Origin of the sequence: Shewanella sp. N2AIL, assembly GCF_022690845.1 — a bacterium.
Classification (GTDB): domain Bacteria; phylum Pseudomonadota; class Gammaproteobacteria; order Enterobacterales; family Shewanellaceae; genus Shewanella; species Shewanella baltica.
Genome location: NZ_JALBYT010000027.1, coordinates 1 through 17359, shown reverse-complemented (window position 1 = coordinate 17359; position 17359 = coordinate 1). Strand labels below are relative to the sequence as shown.

General features: G+C 46.8%; 17 protein-coding genes. 3 read left to right on the top strand and 14 right to left on the bottom strand.

All coding sequences use genetic code 11. From position 1 onward, the window contains the following. Positions 1 to 130: 130 nt before the first annotated feature. Complete coding sequence (locus MO387_RS15390; protein WP_107947107.1) at positions 131 to 979, top strand: D-hexose-6-phosphate mutarotase; 849 nt, start codon at positions 131 to 133, stop codon at positions 977 to 979. Positions 980 to 1275: 296 nt separating this feature from the next. Here the strand turns inward: MO387_RS15390 and MO387_RS15385 are convergent, their stop codons facing one another. The 11 genes from MO387_RS15385 to yceD form a co-directional block, all read right to left on the bottom strand. After that, positions 1276 to 2151 carry an NAD(P)-dependent oxidoreductase gene (locus tag MO387_RS15385; protein ID WP_107947106.1) on the bottom strand — a complete coding sequence of 292 codons (876 nt, stop codon included), beginning with the start codon at positions 2149 to 2151 and terminating at the stop codon, positions 1276 to 1278. A 308-nt stretch (positions 2152 to 2459) separates the two neighbouring features. Next, positions 2460 to 2939 (bottom strand): acyl-CoA thioesterase, encoded by a 480-nt coding sequence (locus MO387_RS15380; RefSeq protein ID WP_006087464.1) that lies wholly within the window; start codon positions 2937 to 2939, stop codon positions 2460 to 2462. 118 nt (positions 2940 to 3057) lie between these two features. Beyond that, complete coding sequence (locus MO387_RS15375) at positions 3058 to 3426, bottom strand: hypothetical protein (RefSeq protein WP_107947105.1); 369 nt, start codon at positions 3424 to 3426, stop codon at positions 3058 to 3060. 233 nt (positions 3427 to 3659) lie between these two features. Then, positions 3660 to 4898 (bottom strand): beta-ketoacyl-ACP synthase II, encoded by a 1239-nt coding sequence (gene fabF, locus MO387_RS15370; protein WP_107947104.1) that lies wholly within the window; start codon positions 4896 to 4898, stop codon positions 3660 to 3662. Between the two features lie 236 nt (positions 4899 to 5134). After that, positions 5135 to 5368 (bottom strand): acyl carrier protein, encoded by a 234-nt coding sequence (gene acpP / locus MO387_RS15365; protein ID WP_006081231.1) that lies wholly within the window; start codon positions 5366 to 5368, stop codon positions 5135 to 5137. Between the two features lie 164 nt (positions 5369 to 5532). Then, positions 5533 to 6279, bottom strand: coding sequence for a 3-oxoacyl-ACP reductase FabG (gene fabG, locus MO387_RS15360; RefSeq protein WP_006081230.1), 747 nt, complete (start codon positions 6277 to 6279; stop codon positions 5533 to 5535). Between the two features lie 9 nt (positions 6280 to 6288). After that, entirely contained in the window at positions 6289 to 7215 is a 927-nt protein-coding gene (gene fabD / locus MO387_RS15355) for an ACP S-malonyltransferase (RefSeq protein WP_107947103.1), read from the bottom strand. A 62-nt stretch (positions 7216 to 7277) separates the two neighbouring features. Beyond that, a complete protein-coding gene (locus tag MO387_RS15350) occupies positions 7278 to 8237 on the bottom strand; it encodes a beta-ketoacyl-ACP synthase III (RefSeq protein ID WP_006081228.1) in 960 nt (319 codons plus the stop codon). Between the two features lie 9 nt (positions 8238 to 8246). Then, on the bottom strand, positions 8247 to 9275 hold the full coding sequence (gene plsX / locus MO387_RS15345) for a phosphate acyltransferase PlsX (protein WP_107947102.1): 1029 nt from the start codon (positions 9273 to 9275) through the stop codon (positions 8247 to 8249). A gap of 15 nt (positions 9276 to 9290) precedes the next feature. Then, on the bottom strand, positions 9291 to 9461 hold the full coding sequence (rpmF, locus tag MO387_RS15340) for a 50S ribosomal protein L32 (protein ID WP_006081226.1): 171 nt from the start codon (positions 9459 to 9461) through the stop codon (positions 9291 to 9293). A gap of 16 nt (positions 9462 to 9477) precedes the next feature. Then, the gene (gene yceD, locus MO387_RS15335) at positions 9478 to 10002 is read right to left on the bottom strand and encodes a 23S rRNA accumulation protein YceD (protein WP_006087468.1); all 525 of its coding nucleotides are present in this window, start codon (positions 10000 to 10002) and stop codon (positions 9478 to 9480) included. A gap of 262 nt (positions 10003 to 10264) precedes the next feature. On the opposite strand from yceD, the gene MO387_RS15330 reads away from it, so the two are divergent. Continuing rightward, on the top strand, positions 10265 to 10849 hold the full coding sequence (locus MO387_RS15330) for a nucleoside triphosphate pyrophosphatase (protein ID WP_107947101.1): 585 nt from the start codon (positions 10265 to 10267) through the stop codon (positions 10847 to 10849). 195 nt (positions 10850 to 11044) lie between these two features. Here the strand turns inward: MO387_RS15330 and MO387_RS15325 are convergent, their stop codons facing one another. Both MO387_RS15325 and rluC read right to left on the bottom strand, forming a co-directional pair. After that, positions 11045 to 11761 (bottom strand): HAD-IA family hydrolase, encoded by a 717-nt coding sequence (locus MO387_RS15325; protein WP_107947100.1) that lies wholly within the window; start codon positions 11759 to 11761, stop codon positions 11045 to 11047. A gap of 22 nt (positions 11762 to 11783) precedes the next feature. Further along, positions 11784 to 12743, bottom strand: coding sequence for a 23S rRNA pseudouridine(955/2504/2580) synthase RluC (rluC, locus tag MO387_RS15320; RefSeq protein WP_014620693.1), 960 nt, complete (start codon positions 12741 to 12743; stop codon positions 11784 to 11786). 542 nt (positions 12744 to 13285) lie between these two features. On the opposite strand from rluC, the gene rne reads away from it, so the two are divergent. Then, positions 13286 to 16735 (top strand): ribonuclease E, encoded by a 3450-nt coding sequence (gene rne / locus MO387_RS15315; RefSeq protein ID WP_107947099.1) that lies wholly within the window; start codon positions 13286 to 13288, stop codon positions 16733 to 16735. 49 nt (positions 16736 to 16784) lie between these two features. Here the strand turns inward: rne and MO387_RS15310 are convergent. After that, positions 16785 to 17359: transposase (locus MO387_RS15310; protein WP_242326364.1), on the bottom strand; the 575-nt coding region annotated here is incomplete at its 5' end.

The window sequence follows — 17359 nt, the reverse complement described above, 5'->3', positions numbered from 1 at the left end:
ACTTTTGTTTACACAAACGAACAGCGAAACCGTAAATTGATCGCAACAAAGCCTTATGTTATAGCGGAAAACTTTGTAAGCTAACTGCCTGTTTTTCTGATATGCCAGCAGAGTTAAGGATATTGCAACTATGGGTTCTGTCACTACTAAAAAGCACGCCAACGGGCTCGATTATGTCGAAGTGAATACGGCGTTATGTCAGGCAAGAATTTTTTTGCAGGGCGCGCAAATAGACTATTTTCAACCCGTAGGAAAAGCACCTTTGCTGTGGGTTTCATCGGCTGACGATTATCAACCCGGTAATGGGATCCGTGGCGGTGTGCCCGTATGCTGGCCTTGGTTTGGCATGAGTAGTGAAGCAAACTTCCCCCAACACGGTTTCGCCCGCACCCGCATTTGGGCGCTGGAATCGGTAGAAATGCGTAATCAGTTAGTAGATTTACGTTTTAGCTTAAAAATCAGTGAGCAAGATAAAATCTATTGGCCGCATAACACTCAGGTCAGCGTGTTATTCACCCTAGGCGACACCCTGAGTATCAGTCTTGTGAATACCAACTTAGGCGATGAAACCGTCACGCTTACCCAAGCGCTGCACACTTATTTCCCGATTGAGGATATCCACCAACTCAAAGCGAGCGGTTTTAGTGGCTCCAAATACATCGAATTTGCCGAAGGGCCTTATCCGCAAACCACGGATGAAGTGCGCTTTGATCGCGAGACAGATCGTGTCTATGCCGAACTCGGCCCTGTGCAATTATTGCATACGCCGCAGGGAATAATCGAAGTCAGCCGCGAGAACAGCCAATCCGCCGTATTATGGAATCCATGGATTGAAAAGTCACAACGCCTTGGCCGGTTTAATCCAGAAGATTATTTGACCATGGTCTGTCTAGAAGCGGCCAATGTTTTAGAAGATAAAGTCGTGCTTGCCCCAAGTGAAACCCACAGTTTAGTGACGCATATTCGCTGGAAAGACTAACGATTTAATATCCTAGTTCTTAAAATCTAGAGCTTAAAATCTAGAGCTTAAAATCTGGAGCTTAAAATCTGGAGCTTAAAATCGAGAGCTTAATATCTAGTTCTAAATCCTAGTCAAAAAACGATACAAACAAAAATGCCCAGTTCGATTTGCCGACGCTATCGGGACTGGGCATTTTTATCACTGCGAAATCTGAGTGTTTATCACTCCGAAAGCCAAGTTTTTATCACTTCGAAACCAGAGTTTCTATCACTACAAGACCTAAGTTTTTATAACGATGAAACTTAAGGTAAAGCTTATTTCGCCGATTTCTCTAGGCGCGCCAACAGGCTAGACGTATCCCAACGGTTACCGCCCATGCCCTGTACTTCTGAATAGAATTGATCGACTAACGCGGTTAATGGCAAGTGTGAACCATTGCGGCGGGCTTCTTCTAAGGCGATACCTAAATCTTTACGCATCCAATCGACGGCAAAACCAAAATCATAGCTTTGGCCCCACATCGTCTTGTAGCGATTTTCCATTTGCCAGCTTTGCGCCGCGCCTTTACTGATCACTTCAATCACTTTCTCGCCATCGAGCCCTGCCTTGCGCGCAAACTGTAATGCTTCAGCTAAACCTTGCACCACACCCGCGATACAGATTTGGTTCACCATCTTAGTTAACTGACCCGCACCAACCTCACCTAAACGCTCGGCGCAGCGGGCAAAGGCTTCAATCACAGGTTTAACACGGGCAAACACAGCTTCATCGCCGCCAACCATCACAGTCAAGGCGCCATTTTCGGCGCCCGCTTGACCGCCCGACACAGGCGCATCGAGGAAATCAATGCCCTTTTCCGCTAACACTTGATGAAGCTCACGGGCGACATCGGCCGAAGCCGTAGTATGGTCAACCAGCACTGCGCCCTTTTCCATCCCATGAATAACGCCATCACTGCCTAATACCACTTCACGCAGATCGTTATCATTGCCCACACAAGTAAACACAATATCTTGACCCTGAGCCGCTTCCTTTGGCGTTGGGCAGCAGCGTCCGCCATAGGTGTCGACCCAAGTTTGCGCCTTAGCAAAAGTGCGATTATAAACAGTGACCTCATGGCCTTTGTTCAATAAATGCCTCGCCATGGGGTATCCCATTACGCCTAAACCAATAAATGCGACTTTTGCCATGAAGTGATCCTCAAATAGGTAAACAAGGTGAATCGAGTAGAAATTGCTGAATCGAGTTGTGTTGCATCTGCCCAATATGTTACCGCTAAAACCTCAACAACAAATACTAATAAAGTGCCAGTAAGTGTTTCAATCTATGGATTCAATTACGGATGTTTATTTAGGGAAATAGGCAGTGAAAAATAATGGCGGCAGTTTAGCACTCATCCTGCACAGCGTCAGATTGAAATCGGACCGACAGGCAAACGCACCTTTCGGCAGAGACAACAAAGGCGCCTTAAGCGCCTTTGTTGATTTAATTTATGGGGCTATTTCACCACGTGGGCTTCCATTTCGGCGCCAATCTTTTTACGCATTTCCATCAAGCGCAGTGCAGAATCGCGCAAATGAATATCATGTTCAGTCTGTGGTATCCACTCAGGCACTGGCGTTGGCTGGCCATGTTCATCAACAGCTACCATGATCACAATACAGTGGGTAGTGAGATGACGTTCAGAAACTTTAGGATCGCCCGCCCGCACATCGATACCGATATGCATAGAAGTTTTCCCCGTATAAATCACCTTAGCGCTGACTTCGACTATGTTGCCCACTAAAATGGGTTGCACAAAACGAATGCCGCCCGCATAGGCTGTAATACAATATTTACCACTCCAACCCGCTGCACAGGCATAGGCCGCGAGATCGATCCACTTCATCACAGCGCCGCCGTGGACCTTACCACCAAAATTTACATCCGCAGGCTCTGACAAAAATCTCAGGGTACTTTGTCTATCGATACCAGCCATATAACCTCAACTTATTCAGCCACTGTGGCTCAATGTCTTCGTGCAATAAGCTGAGTTTACGATAGAAATCCCCAATAGCGTAAAGATAATTACGATTGGCCTCGCCAAAGAATTCGATTTAACCAAAGTGACTAATAAGCACGCAGCAAAGCAGTAAACTCGGCAGGGCTAAGCGGTAAAGCCATAGCTGTAGCGCGCTGCTGACAAATCGTGTGCCCTTCGCAAAAGTGTACACACCTAAGCCAAGTGTAAAGAAACCCAGCACTTCAAGACCCGAGGACATATTGCTGTCGCCACCGACATTAATCGCCGTCACCAATAAGGCAAACCAGACGACCACGTAAGCAGCTATTGCTAAGGTAAAAGTCTTGATCCCTATGTCCATGTTAGGATGCCAAACTTTAAATTCACCGCGGATCAATTCGGTCAGATTGGCCGTTAATGCGCCGATGAGAGGGATAAGCGGGATCACCGCAGGGTTTAACATGACACACTCCATCAAGATTGAATATATCTGTCATTATCTGTGGCCAATAGAATTAAACAAGCTTGATGAACAAAGGTTAACGTTATGGATATCAGTTAGTTAGAAAGTGATTCTTATCACAATAAAGGCGTGAAATAATGCTACTCAATTCACAATCTCAATGGATTTCATCCATAAAAAATGCGCCCTCAGGCGCATTTCTTCACTGTTTTTTTGCACTATCAATGCAAGCTTTACACTTTCTTAAACAGTAATGAACCGTTAGTTCCACCAAAACCGAAGGAATTACACAGAGCGTAATCCATCTTCACGTCACGGGCAGTGTGGGCGACAAAGTCTAAGTCACAACCTTCATCTGGATTATCCAAGTTGATGGTTGGCGGTACGGCTTGGTCGCGCAATGCTAGTAAGGTGAAAATCGCTTCAACTGCACCAGCAGCACCTAAGAGGTGACCCGTCATCGATTTAGTCGAGCTAACCAGTACTTTATAGGCGTGGTCGCCAAATACAGACTTAACCGCTGCAGCTTCTGCTTTATCACCCGCTGGCGTCGACGTACCGTGGGCATTGATATAACCAATTTGCTCCAGTGATAACTTAGCGTCATTAATGGCATTGACCATAGCCGCCGCAGCGCCTGCTCCGTCACTTGGAGGCGATGTCATATGGAACGCATCACCGCTCATACCAAAACCGACTAATTCGCCGTAAATGGTCGCACCGCGCGCTTTTGCGTGTTCGTACTCTTCCATCACCATCACACCAGCGCCATCACCGATCACAAAACCATCACGGTCTTTATCCCATGGACGACTTGCCGCAGTCGGATCGTCATTGCGTGTCGATAATGCTTTCGCAGCACCAAAACCTGCCACGCCTAAAGGAGAAGTGACATCCTCTGCACCGCCTGCAACCATCACGTCGGCATCGCCATAGGCAATGGTACGCGCTGCAAAACCGATATTGTGCACGCCTGTAGTACAAGCGGTCGTCACGGCAAAATTGGGGCCTTTCATGCCAAACATGATCGACAAGTGGCCCGAAATCATATTGATGATAGTGCTAGGTACAAAGAAAGGAGAAACCTTACGCGGACCACCATTCATCAAGGCGCTATGCCCTTGTTCAATCAACCACATGCCGCCCATACCGGCACCAATAGCCGTACCGACACGACCAGGGTTTTCTTTGCTCATATCCAGACCTGAGTCTTGGATAGCTTGGATGCCAGCTGCCATACCGTATTGAATAAAGAGGTCCATCTTACGGGCGTCTTTTTTCGTTACGTATTGCTCAACATCGAAATTTTTTACTGAACCACTGAAACGGGTGGTAAATTCACTGGCATCAAATTTGGTTATCGGTGCAATACCACTCTTACCCGAAAGCAAAGCCTTCCAAGTAGTATCGACAGTATTGCCCACTGGAGTTACTAACCCCAAACCGGTTACCACTACACGACGTTTAGACACGGCAGTCACCTTTAAATGCTAATTTGTTAATTCAGATAGAGGACACAAGGTTTTCTATCATTAGACAATTTCTTAAATAACTTTTATTTAGAACAATTCGCCAATCTGCGGCGAGCATCTCGTGGATAACACTTAAAACACGATCCAGAGACGATTGAATGGCACGGAGGCAGAATTTGACGGGGGTAAAACAAAAACAGGCGGCAAAAATGCCGCCTGTCTTCAAGAATTCAGAATTACTGATTCTTAGAAACGTAATCGATCGCTGCTTGAACAGTAGTGATCTTTTCAGCTTCTTCATCAGGGATCTCGGTATCAAACTCTTCTTCCAGAGCCATAACCAACTCAACAGTGTCCAGAGAATCTGCACCCAGATCGTCAACGAAAGATGCCGCTGGCTTAACGTCTTCTTCTTTAACGCCCAGTTGCTCTACAATGATTTTCTTTACACGTTCTTCGATGTTGCTCATTAGTTTTCTTTCCTATTCAAATTACGCACTTGCGTAAGATTGCGAGTAGTTTATTAGATTTGGCTGACAATGCAAGCTTAGTTTTCGTGGTCTAACCACGAAATTTCACTATCAATTGATACAGATCACTACTCAGTTGCGACAGAAATCCCTGCCATTCGCCCTTAAACCATGTACATGCCGCCATTCACATGCAAAGTTTCGCCTGTGATGTAAGCGGCTGAGTCCGAGGCCAAAAAGAGCACTGCATTGGCAATTTCTTGCGCTTGCCCTAATCGTTCCATCGGAACCTGTGACATGATAGCTTTTTGCTGCTCTTCGGTCAGCTCATCTGTCATATCGGTCTGGATAAATCCAGGAGCGATAGCATTAACTGTAATTTGACGAGATGCAACCTCTCTTGCAAGAGATTTTGTAAATCCAATCAAACCCGCCTTTGCTGCCGAGTAGTTAACTTGACCTGCATTGCCCATGGTGCCTACCACTGAACCGATATTGATGATTCGGCCAAAGCGCTTTTTCATCATGGTACGCATCACAGGTTTTGATAGTCTAAATAACGATGTCAGGTTAGTGTCGATAATATCCTGCCATTCATCATCTTTCATCCGCATCAGCAGATTATCACGGGTTATACCCGCGTTGTTGACTAGAATATCAACATCACCGGCTTTTTCTTTGATCGAGGCGAATAAATGTGTAACAGATTCACTATCTGTGACATTAAGCACTAAACCAAAACCTTTGTCACCCAGATATTCTTGGATCGCCGCAGCGCCCTTCTCACTGGTTGCGGTTCCAATAACCACTGCACCGGCTTCGACCAGTGTCTCAGCGATAGCACGGCCAATACCGCGGCTCGCACCTGTCACCAAAGCCACTTTGCCTGTTAAATTCAGGTTGAAACTCATACAAACTCCTTACTCAGTTAATGCTGCTAATGAAGCGACATCATTAACCGCTTGGGCTGATAGTGATTTATTAATTCGTTTTGCTAATCCTGTCAATACTTTACCAGGACCACATTCCACCAGTTGGGTAATGCCTTTTTGGGCCATTAGCTCAACAGTTTCGCTCCAGCGGACAGGACAATATAACTGACGTACTAATGCATCTTTAATGTCAGCAGCAGAGGTGGGTGATGCCACATCAACGTTGTTAATCACAGTAATCGTTGGGGCATTAAACTGTACATCGTTTAATGCCACGGCCAGTTTATCCGCCGCAGGTTTCATTAATGCGCAGTGTGATGGCACGCTGACAGGTAACGCTACCGCCATTTTAGCGCCCGCAGCTTTACAAGCCGCTGCTGCACGCTCAACCGCGTCTTTTTGACCCGCGATAACGACTTGACCAGGGCTGTTGAAGTTAACTGGACTCACCACGTCGCCTTGAGCCGCTTCAGCGCAAGCATTCGCGATACCCTCGTTATCTAAACCGATAATGGCATACATGGCGCCTGTGCCAGCAGGAACCGCTTGCTGCATCAGTTGACCGCGTAACTCCACCAACTTAATCGCGTCTTTAAAATCCATCACTCCGGCGCACACTAAAGCAGAATACTCGCCTAAGCTATGACCCGCTAACATGGCTGGCATAGGTTTGCCTGAAGCCACGTAGGCACGCCAAATCGCCACGCTCGCCGCTAATAGGGCTGGTTGGGTTTTATCGGTTTCATTTAAGCTTTCAACGGGACCTTGCTGAACCAATGCCCACAAATCGTAACCTAAGACGTCACTCGCTTCGGCAAAGGTTTGCCCGACAACGGCGTGTGATTCGGCAAGCTCGGCTAACATGCCTAGGGCTTGTGAACCTTGGCCTGGAAATACAAAAGCAACATTTTCCATATTCAAATTACCTATGGCTAACTTAATTTATTGAAAAATCATGTGGAAAACACATGTAGAACTTAGAAACGAATGAGCGCACTGCCCCACGCAAAACCAGCACCGAAGGCTTCAAGCAGCAGGAGTTGTCCACGCTGAATCCGGCCATCACGCACGGCTTCATCTAATGCGATGGGCACAGATGCAGCCGAGGTATTACCGTGTTTAGCTAAGGTCAATACGACTTTATCGAGACTCATATCAAGCTTTTTGGCGGTAGCATTTATAATACGGAAGTTAGCTTGATGTGGCACTAACCAATCAATTTCTGACTTATCGATATTGTTGATGCGCAGCGTCTCAGTCACAACATGGGACAATTGAGTCACAGCCACTTTAAAGACATCGTTACCTTTCATGGTCATAAAACCGACCGCTTCAGAGGTTTCGCCTTGGCGTGGTGGGAAAGCGCATTTCAATAAGTCGCCTTGGCGACCATCGGCATAAATGTGGGTAGAAATGATCCCTGGCGTTTCAGATGCACCAATCACAACGGCGCCCGCACCATCACCAAATAAAATAATAGTTGAACGATCTTCTGGCTCACATAAGCGAGACAGCACATCGGCACCAATCACTAAGACTTTTTTAGCCGCGCCCGTTTTAACAAATTGGTCGGCAACAGATAAAGCATAAACAAAGCCTGAACAAGCCGCAGCGATGTCGAATGCTGGAATGGTATGCACGCCAAGCATGGCTTGGATTTCACAGGCCGCAGCCGGAAAAGCATTTGGTGCACTGGTGGTGCCGCAAACGATCATGTCTAAATCTGATGCTTCTATGCCAGCCATTTCCAGCGCTTTGAGTGCCGCTTGGTAGCCCATAGTTGAAACGGTTTCATCGAAGGCCGCAATGCGACGTTCTGATATACCTGTACGTTCAACAATCCATTGGTCAGTGGTTTCCACCATTTTTTCCAAATCTTGATTGCTACGCACCTGCACTGGCAGATAACTACCAGTTCCGAGAATTTTTGTATGCATAAGGAGGGATCAGTTATTTATATCTAAAAGAATCGACTCCAAACGATCTTTTATCATTTCAGGGAGTCGACGTTGAGCTTCCGTTACTGCCAAACTAATTGCTTGTAAATAGGCAGTTTCATCCGCGTTTCCATGGCTTTTTACAACTATTCCGCGCAATCCTATCAGACTTGCACCGTTATAGTGGTCGGGGTTCATCTGACTAAGGACCGCCTGAATACGTGGGGCGATAAGTTTAGCCAGAAAACGAACGAATAAACCTTGGGTTAGTCCCCGTTTTAACTGATGTACCAATAACTTGGCAATACCTTCTGAGGTTTTGAGCGTGATGTTACCCACAAAGCCATCACAAACAATCACATCCACATTACCGGAGTAGATTTCATCGCCTTCGATAAAACCTGTGTAATTGATTTGATCTGTGTGTTGCAGTAACTGCGCCGCTTGCTGAACTTGATCGTTACCTTTAATCTCTTCAATGCCCACATTGAGCAAAGCGACTTTTGGCCGAGATTTCTTATCTACCGCTTCGCACAGGACTGAGCCCATCACGGCAAATTGAAATAAGGTTTCCGAGTCACAGGAAATATTCGCGCCCAAATCCAACAAATAAACCGGTTTTTGAGTCACCGCAGGTAAACAACTGACTAATGCGGGTCGATCAACACCAGGCAAGGTCTTCAGCAATACTTTCGCCATTGCCATTAACGCACCTGTGTTACCGGCACTCACACACGCTTGTGCGCGGTCGTCACGCACTAACTCAATCGCCAATCGCATGGAACTGTTTTTACGTGTACGCAAAGCATGCACAGGTCGATCGGACATACTAACGACTTCATCGGTATGAATGATTTCTATGCGTGAAAGTAGATTTGCTTCGGTTTGACGTAGATAGACATCAATTTCAGTCTTGTCACCGACTAAAATGATTTTGAGAAAAGAATGTAATTGTAGTGCCCGCAAGGCTGCAGGCACTGTGACGTGGGGGCCATGATCACCACCCATTGCATCTAACGCAAGCGTCAGATTCGTCATTAGGAAACCAACAAATTACTTGTTGATTACCTTTTTACCGCGATAGAAGCCATCTGCAGTCACATTGTGACGCATATGGATTTCACCGCTGGTAGCGTCTACAGACAGCTGAGCAGTGCTCAGTGCGTCATGTGAACGGCGCATTCCGCGCTTTGAACGTGATTTTTTGTTCTGTTGTACAGCCATTGGCCTGTCTCCTAGATTACTTGCTCTTCAGTTTTTCTAACACTGCAAACGGATTTGGACGCTCCTCATGAGCGGGTTCGATCTCGCCTACAACCATGTCTTTAGATCCAGCACTGCAATCAATTTCTTGATGCATTGGGATTATCGGCATAGCGACTATCAATTCATCTTCGATCAATTGATGTAGACGCACTTCGCCAATTTCATTGCACTCAATTGGGTCATACGCATCCGGGAGCTCATCGATTTCTGCCTTAGTCCGGCATGGACCGAAGCAAAACTCGACCGTAACCTCAGTGGTAAATAGCGTCATGCAACGTTGACATATCAGAGTGAGCTCCGTCACAGCCTTCCCTTTCAGGTAGACTATCCCCTGTAAATCTACGCCACATTCAAGCGACACTGCCACATCGGAACAGTCGCCGGCACATAACTCATTTAATCTTTTCAATTGCACACCAGGAACAACGCCCTGATAAACTAGGCGACTCGAGGCGGCGCGAAATGGATCAATTGAAACCGGTATCTTTACTGTTTGCATAAGGCGCGCATATTATAGTTTGAAAACGCTAGAGTCAAAGAAAAATTTCTAACTTAAGTCCCAGTTTGCGACTTAAGCCTTTCTCCAGCCCCAACATTGAAATTGACGGAAGCGAAATAGTACCCAAGCACGAGGTCGCATACAAGCATAAGCCGACTAAAATAGTCGCATTCACGGAAAAGAAACCGTAAAAGACGAAACTCTTGCACTCTCTAGCGCAGATTGGTCACAATATGAGTCACTCTTTTGCGGATATCCTATTATGCCAACCCCATTAATCTTAGCTTCGACCTCTGTATACCGACAATCTTTACTGCAAAAACTCGGTCTTCCCTTCGAATGCTGCAATCCTGATATTGACGAAACGGCGCATATCGATGAATCGGCCCATGCCTTAGTGTTGCGATTAGCCAAAGCAAAAGCCGTCGCAGGAGCAGAACAATTCCCCAATGGGCTGATTATTGGCTCCGATCAAGTTGCCGTCATTGATGGCAAGATTATCGGTAAGCCCCATGATTTTGACAATGCCGTCGCGCAGCTCACCCAAGCCTCTGGCAAGGCCATCACCTTTTATACTGGTCTTGCACTCTATAATGCCGAAACGGGCGCCATGGCCGCCGAGGTTGAACCCTTTACGGTTCATTTCAGGCATCTTAGCCATGCGCAGATTGTCGCCTACATAGAAAAAGAAGAGCCCTACTACTGCGCGGGCAGTTTTAAGAGTGAAGGCTTAGGCATAGCGTTATTTACCGAGCTTGAAGGTCGCGATCCGAATACCTTAGTTGGCTTACCACTGATATTACTGACGGAAATGCTGTTAGCCCAAGGGGTAGACGTTCTCGCTTAACCGACTTACACGTTAGTTTATTCGTTTACTGAGGTTTTGCTCTGCGTGCTCTGTTTATGAAATCGATTAAGCGCACCCAAAAGTGCCGAGCAGCAGATTCGTTTTATTGACGGGAAGATGGGACGTAAATAAAGGTAACTAGGAAGTACTCATGTGTAGCGGCATGTATTGCCGCTTCAGCATTAAATAGCAGTGCTAGAGGTATTGCAGCAATTGCGCAGGAGAGTCAATCAAAGCGATAGGTCCTGCTTGCAGTAACTTTTCGGCACTGTGGGCGCCATAGGTCACGCCAATACTATCAATTCCAGCATTGGCCGCCATGGTCAAATCCAGCAGAGAATCACCCACCATCAAGGCTCGGTTCGGGGCAATATTCAATTCTTTCAGCAAGCTTGAAATCATTTCAGGATGGGGTTTGCTGTGCACTTCATCGGCGCAGCGTGACGCAACAAAGTATCGACCTAAGCCCGTTTGCGCAAAAACGCGGTCAAGTCCCGCACGGGCCTTACCGGTTGCAACGGCTAATTGATAACCTTGAGCATGTAACTCATCGATTAAAATAGGTGCTTGTGCAAAGAGTGGCGTTGGCGTGGTGTCTAAATGCAAATATTGTGCTTTAAATTCAGCGCGCATCTGCTGATATTGATCATCTTCGCTTTGGCTGAATGCATTTTTAGGATGTTGACGCTGAGAATAGGCAGAACAAGCACTGAGATTGAGCCCATGAGGAAACAGGACTCGCAGCGCTTCTGTCATAGAAAGACCGATGATATCGCGAATATCGCTTTCGGTTGGGATAGGTAACTGCAATGCCTTAGCCATATTTTCAATACAGGTGATAATTTTACCGATGGAGTCCATCAGGGTGCCATCCCAATCGAAAATCACTAAATCGTATTGCTTTATCTTCATCCTTGAAACCTATCCCCGTCGATTACACACGCTTTAACTTATCCAATAACTGCGACAAGTTTTCATCTAAAGGCGCAGAGACCCGCATCACTTCATCATTTTCAGGATGAATGAACATCAACTCAGCCGCATGTAAAAAGAGTCGAGTTAAGCCTAATGAACGCATGCTGTCGTCAAACCCTTGCTCGCTGTATTTATCATCACAGGCGATAGGATGACCAGCAAATTGGCAATGCACCCGAATTTGGTGAGTACGTCCAGTGACAGGGCTTGCCTTCACGAGAGTACAACCTTGGTAACGCTGCATAATTTTAAAGCGCGTTTCAGAAGGTTTACCTTCCGCATTAACACGCACTATGCGCTCACCGGATTTAAGGGTGATTTTTAATAAAGGCTGTTTAACGGCTTTATCTTGAGCAGACCATTCACCTTTAACTAAGGCCAAATAGTCTTTCTGCATCTTTTTATATCTGAGCTGATCATGCAGATGTTTAAGCGCGCTACGCTTTTTCGCCACCAACAACACACCCGAAGTATCTTTATCGAGACGATGTACTAGCTCTAAAAACTTTTGTTGAGGACGCAGTGAACGCAATGCCTCAATCACGCCGTAATCGACACCACTGCCACCATGCACAGCAATACCAGCAGGTTTATTCAGCACGATCAAATGATTGTCTTCGTGCAAAATACGGTCTTCGAGTTGCGAGACTTTGCTTAAGTTAGGCGATGGTGCGGTACGGTTATCTGGCTCTGCCACTCGGACAGGCGGAATACGCACTATGTCGCCAATCTGCAACTTGTACTCGGGTTTGATGCGTTTCTTATTCACTCGAACCTCGCCCTTGCGGACAATGCGATAGATCATGCTTTTCGGCACGCCCTTCAGCTTGGTCATTAAGTAGTTATCGATACGCTGTTCGAAGTGATCTTCATCAATCGTGATCAACTGAACCTGTTGTGGGGTGGATTCTATATTCATGATGCGCCATCTAATTATAACGGCCGCCATTGTACAACAACTGAGAAGAATTGTGCCTTTCCATTGCTGAATTTTTTGATTATTGCTATATTTCACCAGCGATTAGGGATAAGCCGTGAATAAAGTGTTCACAACGCCCCGATCCCAAGCGGAAAATTTAACGGATAAAAAAACATTTTCTTGATAGCAAGTCATTGATTTGCGAATCGTATAATAAGTAAAAATACCATAAATGCGTTTTTTACGATTAAATCGAGAAAGTCGCCTTACTTTAATAAGGTTTACCCTAGATTTTCCTCCCCGATTTCGAAGGATATTTTAACTTGTCGTCAGACAAACCGATTCGACTTGGGCATTACCGGAAAGAAACTAAAGAATTTATGGGGTTGGTTGATGTTTTACAACGAATTCCTTGTTTTTGTAATCATTAAAAAATAAGCCATAAATAGGATGCGACACGCAGCGACTGCGTCTAACAGCAATGCGCACCTCTTGCCTAGCCACCAGCCGTGAGGCTCAGTTGACCTACTGCTAGGCCCGTAATGCAGCGAAGCGCGATGTTTGATGACCTCTATTTAAAGAAGAATGACGTCATCATGAAACGTATGTTAATCAATGCAACTCAATCAGAAGAGTTGCGTGTTGCCCTTGTTGATGGGCAACAACTGTATGATCTAGATATTGAAAGTCCAGGTCATGAGCAAAAAAAATCAAACATTTACAAAGGTAAAATTACCCGCGTAGAACCGTCTTTAGAAGCCGCTTTCGTCGACTACGGTGCCGATCGTCACGGCTTTTTGCCACTGAAAGAAATCGCCAGAGAATATTTCCCGAAAGGATATTCGTTCCAAGGTCGCCCAAATATCAAAGAAGTGGTCAGTGAAGGACAAGAAGTTATTGTCCAAATTGACAAAGAAGAACGCGGCAATAAAGGCGCAGCCTTAACTACCTTCATCAGCCTAGCAGGCTCTTACTTAGTATTAATGCCAAACAACCCACGAGCAGGCGGAATTTCTCGTCGTATCGAAGGTGATGAGCGCACTGAGTTAAAAGAAGCGATGGCCGATTTGGAAGTGCCAGCGGGCATGGGGCTTATCGTACGTACTGCCGGTGTGGGTAAAGAATCTGCCGAGTTAAAGTGGGACTTAAAAGTTCTGCAGCACCACTGGGCAGCAATCACCGAAGCTTCACAAGTTAAAGGCGCTCCTTTCTTAATTCACCAAGAAAGCAACGTGATTGTGCGCGCTATTCGTGACTACTTACGTCGTGATGTGGGCGAGATCCTTATCGACCATCCACGTATTTTCGAAGAAGCTAAGCAACATATCGCCTTAGTTCGCCCTGATTTCGTTGAGCGCGTAAAACTTTACGAAGCTGAAGTGCCGTTATTCACTCACTTCCAAATCGAATCACAAATCGAATCAGCCTTCCAACGTGAAGTGCGTCTGCCATCTGGCGGTTCGATTGTTATCGACCCAACTGAAGCTTTAACCTCAATCGATATCAACTCTGCCCGTGCCACTAAAGGCGGTGATATTGAAGAGACAGCACTGAACACTAACCTTGAAGCCGCCGATGAAATTGCCCGTCAATTACGTTTGCGTGACTTAGGTGGCTTAGTGGTTATCGACTTTATCGATATGACGCCTGTGCGCCATCAGCGTGAAGTTGAAAACCGCTTACGTGATGCTGTGCACCATGACCGCGCTCGCGTGCAGTTAGGTCGCATCTCGCGTTTTGGTTTGATGGAAATGTCGCGTCAGCGTCTGCGTCCTTCTTTAGAAGAATCTGCTGCGCACATCTGCCCTCGCTGTCATGGCCAAGGCACGATTCGCAGTACTGAATCTTTAGCACTGTCGATTTTACGTTTGATGGAAGAAGAAGCCATCAAAGAGAATACCTCACAAATCGAAGCAATTGTGCCTGTGGATGTGGCGGCTTTCTTGTTGAACGAGAAACGCAAAGCCATTCGCATTACAGAACAACGTCACGATGTCGAAGTGTATGTGATACCTGATGCGCACATGATGACGCCAGATTACCGCGTGATCCGTCACCGTAGTGATGATGAAATCAGTGAGTCTAGCTATAAGCGTATCGAGCAGCCTGATGCCAAATTGTATGAGCCACGTAAACTGGAACGTACCGCAGCGCCTATTCCTGCATTAAAAGGTTTTGCCGCGCCACAAAAAGTGGAACAAGCGCCATCTCCAACGGTGAAAGTTGAAGCGCCACAACCTGGCTTCTTCAGCAAGCTAGTGAGTGCGGTCAGCGCCATGTTTGCGCCAAGCGAAAAAGCAGAACCCGTAAAAGTTGTTGAAACTAAAACAGCCGATACCAGTGCCGCTAACGCCAACCGCCGTAACCGTCGCAACGATACTCGCCGCCCACGTAATGCCCAAGATGCTGATAAAGCAAAAGAAGGCACTCGTGAGCCACGCAGCCGTAATCCGAAAAAACCAGCTGATGCAGCGGTAAGCACAAGCACTCAAGAACGCCCAGTTCGCGAGAAGGAAGAAGCTGTTAAGCGTCCAGCGAAAGCGGAACCTAAGCCACGTGTACAAGCGCCAAAAGACGTGGTTGCCGACGTTGAAGCCGATGCACCTAAGCAAGAAGTCGCCCGTGAACGCCGTCAACGTCGTAACATGCGCCGTAAGGTGCGTATCGATAATGGCCATAACACGCCAGATAATGCGATCCCAATTGCACCAGAAGATGCTGCTGAAGTATTAGCTGAAATTGCAGCCATTAACGCCGCAGCTGCAAGCACTATCAGTGTTGACACTAAAGCTGAAGTTGCCCAAGCACCTGCTGAAACTAAAGCGCCAAGAACACGTCGTCAGCCTCGTAAAGAAGCGGCACCTGCTCAAGAAGCGGCTGAAAATGTTGCGGTAGAAGAGAAAGCGATGAGTTCTGCAGTAACTGAAACCCCAGCGGTTGATGCTGTTAAGACTGAAGAACAGGCTGAAGTTGTTACAGCTGAAGTTGCAGCACCAGCGGATGCGGTATCGCAAGATAACGAAGCGGTCGATGCTGAAAGCGAAACTGCTGACGATCAAGCAAAACGCGAGCAAAGAGATGGTCAACGTCGTAGCCGTCGTAGCCCACGTCACCTTCGTGCAGCCGGTCAACGTCGTCGTCGTGACGAAGATGATCAAGGTACATCAACGCCAGCGCAATTCGTTCCAAATGACGAATTAGGTGCTGACCAAGAGTATCCAAGCGAAGTCGCCAGTGTGCGTGTAGAAGCGCCAGTCGTCGCAACTAAAACAGATGCCGTGACTGAAACTCAAGTAACTGCTAAATCCGTTGAAGTAGATACGGCACAAGCAAGCGAAGCACCTGTTGTTGAAGCTCCTGCAGTCGTTAAAGCTGAAACGAAAGTTGAAACGCCAGCAAATGACGTTATAGCAGTCGAAACTAAGCCAGTTGAGACTAAAGCCACTGAAGCGGAAGTGCCAAAAGCGGTTGAAGTGAAAGTTGAAGCTACACCAGTCGTTGAAGCTCCAGTCGCTAATGTTGCAGCTGAAGTCGAAGCGGTTAAAGCCCCTGTAGTTGAAAGCCCAGCGGTTACACCAGCTGCGCCAAAAGTTGAAGCGGCTAAAGTTGAAGCGCCAAAGACTGAAACTGCTGAAGAGCCAAGCGTTGCCGTTGCACCGAGTGTTGAAGTTAAAGAAGCGGTTAAAGCAACAGCCTCTGCCCCAATGGCAAAACCTGCTGCTATCGCTAAACCTCAAACAACAGTGCAAGCGGCACCAACGACAGTGAATTCGCAAATCACCGATTCGGTTGATGCGGTTGTTGTCAACAAGCCGAAAGCCGCCAGCCGTTTTGGCTCTATGGTGTCTTCGGATATGACCAAACCAGTTGTTGAAGTGAGAGAGCAAGTGGCTGTGCCTAAAGGACGCGAGTATGAAAATACTGCGACCGAAGAGCCTACCGCCAAAATCAAACTCGCTAACGGTGCAGAGTCGGATATGGCTCGTCCATAACCACTTAGGTTAGTCAGAAAAAGCCATGCAATTGCATAATGCCGTTCACTTAAGAGTGAACGGCATTTTTTTTGGGTCTAACCGGAAACTTGTTTTTGCTCATTTTAAGGACTCTTGGATAAGCCCTTTCCCGTTTACCATCCAACTTAAATTGCCGTGCATTGCGTTCTATATCCAATACGTCTCTCGGGACATTCCCCGGTGTTTGTGATGGCAGTTGCGTCAACTTGAAGGTGATATAACTCGCCGCATCCCTAAAACTCAGTTGATTAGGATGGACCGATGGCAAGCTTTTAGCCATCAGCAACATCTTATATCTAATGAGATTATAGGCCAGCAGCACGCCCCACAACTCTTGAATCACCAGCTCCGGTAGTTGACTGCGTAGCGTAAAACGACTCTCCAACAGATGTTGTTTCATCTCTCTGTAGCCCAGTTCGATTTCCCATCGATGGGCATATAAGTCGACGATGTCTTCGCTGGGGTAACGCATCGGATCAGTCAACGAGGTCAAAATGGCGACTGACTTACCTTTCACTGTCTTAGTGAGTAAACGCGCTTCAAGGGTATCAGGGAGCTGCGGCCATTTCTTTCTGGCTTGAGGCGTGGTGGTGAGTTTCACCC